This window comes from Microcystis sp. M090S1, from assembly GCF_020246295.1.
In the GTDB taxonomy this organism is placed as follows: Bacteria; Cyanobacteriota; Cyanobacteriia; order Cyanobacteriales; family Microcystaceae; genus Microcystis; species Microcystis aeruginosa.
The window spans coordinates 1-5,240 of the sequence record NZ_JADBTF010000029.1; the positions used below are offsets into that span (position 1 = coordinate 1).

Here is a 5,240-nt window from a genome sequence, read left to right on the forward strand (position 1 = left end):
AACGGCAGAATGATACTTTCAGATTAGCTTATCGCTAATTACTTTCGATAAGAGCCGAATTTCGATTGTATCTTTTTATATCATACCGACTTGTAACTCTTGCTGAGTAAGCCTTTGAATGGGTCTTGTCACCCCGTCAGGCTTTCTTCCCTGACTTGCGACCTCCGAATTGTTTTTGATGCCCCTGTCAACTGTTCCCTCCCAAAATTCCGATCATTTCCTCAATGCTAGGTAAATCTTTTTCCTCAGAAAAAAGATTGATTGACTCAACTTTAATACCGATTTTTTCCCCATCTTCTCTAGAGGTAACTATCCCCGATACAGAGACTCTTTTTTCTAGATATTCTTTGATATTATCAAGTAAATTTGGTTCAAAGTAACATTTAACACTTTTATTAGTCAATAAATTGTAAACTCTAAAAATAGGTTGACGACTTACATCAATAGCTTTAAGCACACCTTCTACAGTACCAAAACTTTGATATTTTCCACCGATAATTTCATCAACATTAGCAATCAAAGCTTGATTCAAGTCGATACACCTCGAATCAAAGCCCAATTGCACCATAAACTCATCTCTTTTTTTCAATATTGCTAATGCTCGCACACTTTCTAAAGCTCGATCAGAAAAATACTTAGGACGAATCGGATGTTCTAAAATTGTTACTATTCCCCTTTCTACAGTCTTAATAACTTCAGAAATTTGACTAGGTGTAATCTGATCTTGAGGCATTCCTTCTAAAGTAAGATGAATGCTGCCACTATGAACTTGAGAGATTCTCCAATTTATCAGAGGGCGATTTTTGTTAGCAAGGGTTTTATCTACTTCATGGAGTAGTATTGCTAATTGTTTTTGAGCCTTGATAAATTTATCAAAAGACAACAGTGAGCCTTCTATATCTAATGTTAGGCTCTTGATTGTTTCCTTCGATATAGGGCTTTCCCCTTTAGTCATGGCTCTAGGAATCGTGATAATTATCTCAAGTGTAAAGGTTTTGGCTAACTACTAAAGCTTCCTAGTTTACATTTTTACATGAACTAAGCCTAAAGCCTAAACTAGGTTGACCTATAACCACAAAAAAACCCGCTTGCGCGGGCTTTTTCCACAAAATCAAAGTTTAATTAACCTAACAACGCTTTTGCCTTCGCTACCACGTTATCCACGGTAAAACCGAACTTCTCTAGAATCACACCTCCTGGAGCAGAAGCGCCGAAGGTATCAACCCCCAACACATCCCCCTCATCGGTGATGTAGCGATGCCAACCCATAGTTGAACCCGCTTCCACTGCGAGACGTTTTTTCACTGCTTTCGGCAGTACCGATTCTTTGTATTCTGCCGATTGTTCCTCAAATAGCTCCCAACAGGGCATAGAAACGACGCGGGCTTTAATTCCTGCTTCTTTTAACACCGCAGCCGCTTTATCGCAGAGATACAACTCGCCACCCGTACCGATGAGAATGACATCGGGAGTACCTTCACAATCGGTGATAACATAAGCACCTTTGGCCACACCCGCAAGGGAAGTTCCTGCTAAATTGGGCAGATTTTGACGGGATAATGCTAGTAACGTCGGGCGCTTAGTTTCGCTCACCGCTACTTTATAAGCACCGGAAGTTTCCGTACCATCCCCCGGACGCATGACTAACAGGTTAGGAATAGCGCGCAGAGAAGCAACGTGTTCCACGGGTTGGTGAGTCGGTCCATCTTCCCCTAAGGCAATGGAATCGTGAGTCATTACCCAGATGACGCGGGTTTCTGACAATGCCGATAAACGGATAGAATTCCGCATATAGTCGGTGAAAATCAGGAAAGTCGCCCCGTAGGGAATCAATCCCGTGTTATGGAGAGCAATACCGTTACAAATCGCCCCCATCGCGTGTTCCCGTACGCCAAAATGGACGTTACGCTCCTGATAACTGCCTTTTTGGAAATTACCAAAATGCTCTAATTCCGTGTAGTTAGAGTGGGTTAAATCCGCCGAACCACCGATTAAACCGGGTAAAACCCCCGCAAGCGCATTTAAGCAGATTTCCGAGTGTTTACGACTAGCGAGCGCCTTATCTTCGGGTTTATAAACCGGTAAAGCTTGCTCCCAACCTTCCGGCAGTTGACCGGTGGTTAACTGTTCAAATAAAGCGGCTTCTGCGGGATATTTGGCCTGATATTCGTTAAATAACTTATTCCAGTCCGTTTCTGCCGTTGCTCCCTTGTCCACTGCTTGCCGGAAACGATTTAACACCTCATCGGGAACCACAAACGGCTCGTATTGCCAACCTAACGCTTTCCGGGTTAACTCGATTTCTGTTGCTCCTAAAGCTGCCCCGTGAACATCGGCGGTATTAGACTTATTGGGGGAACCATAACCGATGGTGGTGGTGATTTTAATCATCGAGGGTTTATCGGTGACAGCTTTGGCAGCCGCAATCGCATTGGCAATGGCATCCAAATCGGTGTTACCATTCTCGACGTGCTGAACGTGCCAACCGTAGGCTTCAAAACGCTTGCTCACGTCTTCGGTAAAAGCGATATCGGTGGAACCATCGATCGAGATATGGTTATCATCGTAGAGGGCGATTAACTTGCCTAAACCCCAGTGACCGGCCAAAGAACAAGCTTCCCCGGAAATACCCTCCATATTGCAACCATCACCCAAAATCACATAGGTGTAATGGTCGATAATTTTGGCATCCGGCTTGTTGAAACGGGCCGCTAAATGGGCTTCTGCTAGGGCCAAACCGACACCATTAGCAATCCCTTGACCCAGAGGACCGGTGGTCACTTCCACCCCTTCCGTGACGAAATTTTCGGGGTGGCCGGGGGTTTTCGATTTCCACTGGCGAAATTGTTTAATTTCCTCTAGGGGGACGCTATCGTATCCGGTCAGGTACATCAAAGCATACTGCAGCATACAACCGTGACCGGCGGAGAGAACAAAACGATCGCGATTGACCCATTGGGGGTTTTTCGGGTTAAAACGCAGGAATTGATCCCAGAGGACAAAGGCCATGGGTGCGGCCCCCATCGGCAGTCCGGGGTGTCCCGATTTAGCTTTTTCCACGGCATCCACCGCTAAAAAACGCACCGCATTAATACAAAGTTCTTCGAGGGATTGGGAGGCGACAACCATAATGTTTTTTAGAATGAACTACAAAAATAAGACCAGGTTAAAGAGGGAGCCACTCAAAGATTACTCTTTCGGGGGCATCGACTCAAGCATATTTTCTAAAAGCTAAGGTGACGTTATGGCCACCAAATCCAAAGGAGTTGGAGAGGGCAGCGTTAACTATCTGCTGACGACTTTCGTAGGGGACGTAATCAAGATCACAATCGGGGTCAGGATTGTCAAGGTTGAGAGTCGGGGGAATCCGATCATTAGCGATCGCCATTACCGTGGCCACGGCTTCAATGCCGCCAGAACCGCCTAAAAGGTGGCCTGTCATCGATTTGGTGGAACTGATGGGGATTTGGTAGGCCGATTCTCCTAAAGCTTTTTTAATCGCCTTGGTTTCCGTGGGATCATTGGCCCCTGTACTGGTGCCGTGGGCGTTGATATAGCTAATTTCCGTCGGAGTTAAACCGGCATCTTTGATCGCTAATTCGATCGCTCTGGTGGCTCCACGACCATCGGGAACCGGTGCCGTCATGTGATAGGCATCGCAAGTCAGACCATAACCGATCATTTCGGCGTAAATCCGCGCCCCACGGGCCAAGGCCGTTTCTAATTCCTCTATAATCAAAATTCCTGCCCCTTCCCCCATAACAAAACCATCCCGGTCCTTGTCAAAGGGACGACTGGCCCGGGTGGGGTCATCGTTGCGGGTGGACAGGGCCTTAGCGGAGGCAAAACCAGCCAATCCTAGGGGGGTAACGGCGGCTTCCGTCCCACCGCAGATCATCCCTTTGGCTAAACCCCTTTGTACTAGACGGAAAGCATCTCCGATGGCATTGGAACCGGCAGCGCACGCAGTCACGGTGCAGTTACTCGGTCCTTTGGCCCCCGTGTGGATGGCGGTTAAACCAGCGGCCATATTGGCAATCATCATCGGGATCATGAAGGGACTACACCGGCTCGGACCTTTTGTCAAGTAAATTTCCTGTTGATCCTCAAGCACTTTTATGCCACCCACGCCCGTACCGATTAGTACGCCTATATCATCGGCATTGAGAGCGTCGATAACTAATCGAGAATCTTGCAGCGCTTGCAAACTAGCGGCGACGGCAAATTGAGCGAAACGGTCCATGCGCTTTGCCTCTTTGCGATCCACATAGTCGTGGGGGTCAAAACCCCGCACTTCCCCAGCAATGCGACAAGCGTGACGGGAGGCATTAAAGTGGGTAATTAAACCAATGCCACTTTTGCCGTTGATTAAGCCTGTCCAATAGTCTGCTAGATTATTGCCGAGGGGAGTGATCGCACCCATCCCCGTGATGACAACCCTTTTTAATGGCAATTCTGTCATGTTTGTTCAAAAATAAGGGCAGATTTTGCCCCAGATATTTAAGGCTAAATTTTCAATTTTCCCGCAATAATTAGGCGGTTGCTCCTACTTTCTCGTTAATATACTCGACAGCTTTGCCCACAGTGTCAATTTGTTCGGCTGCGTCGTCGGGAATTTCAATATCAAATTCTTCCTCTAAAGCCATCACTAACTCGACCACATCAAGGGAATCAGCTTCCAGATCATTAGCAAAGCTTGCTTCGGAGGTAACTTTTTCCGGCTCTACGTCTAATTGTTCCACAACAACTCTTTTAACTCGATCGAAAATACTACTCATGGATGTCAATTTTTATCCGCTGGTTTACCGGACTCTAGCCTCTAGGGTCTGGGGAAATGGGGCGGTGTTACCATTTCCGACAATAAATTTCGGTTAGCTTTTTCACTGACCATTTTTCATCTTACTGGAAGTTGTTCCCCTCTTGATGAAGTTTTTTGCGGTCATCAGGGAAGTGGGGTGTGGGGTAGTGGGGTAGTGGGGTAGTGGGGTAGTGGGGTAGTGGGGTAGTGGGGTAGTGGGGTAGTGGGGTAGTGGGGTAGTGGAGCATTTGGATGAAATTTCCCTAAACCCCTAAATCCCTATCACCCCAAAACCCTATCACCCTGACTCCTATCTCCTGAATAAAAAGCCAAAATATAACGGATAACTCCGAAATTCAGATAATAATCATCGGAAATTTTGGGTCTGAAACCCCGCCGTTCTAGGTTGGCTTTACGTTAGAATTAAAAGGCCAGTCTCGAA

4 protein-coding genes are annotated in these 5,240 nt (G+C 46.6%); all 4 read right to left on the bottom strand.

The features are described from left to right. Positions 1-187: 187 nt before the first annotated feature. Complete coding sequence (locus IM477_RS01225) at positions 188-955, bottom strand: hypothetical protein (protein ID WP_287730186.1); 768 nt, start codon at positions 953-955, stop codon at positions 188-190. A 167-nt stretch (positions 956-1,122) separates the two neighbouring features. Beyond that, entirely contained in the window at positions 1,123-3,129 is a 2,007-nt protein-coding gene (gene tkt / locus IM477_RS01230) for a transketolase (RefSeq protein WP_287730187.1), read from the bottom strand. Positions 3,130-3,211: 82 nt separating this feature from the next. Continuing rightward, positions 3,212-4,462, bottom strand: a complete 1,251-nt coding sequence (fabF, locus tag IM477_RS01235) for a beta-ketoacyl-ACP synthase II (RefSeq protein ID WP_287730189.1) — start codon at positions 4,460-4,462, stop codon at positions 3,212-3,214. A gap of 70 nt (positions 4,463-4,532) precedes the next feature. Beyond that, complete coding sequence (locus IM477_RS01240; RefSeq protein WP_287666117.1) at positions 4,533-4,778, bottom strand: acyl carrier protein; 246 nt, start codon at positions 4,776-4,778, stop codon at positions 4,533-4,535. Between the last annotated feature and the right edge of the window lie 462 nt (positions 4,779-5,240).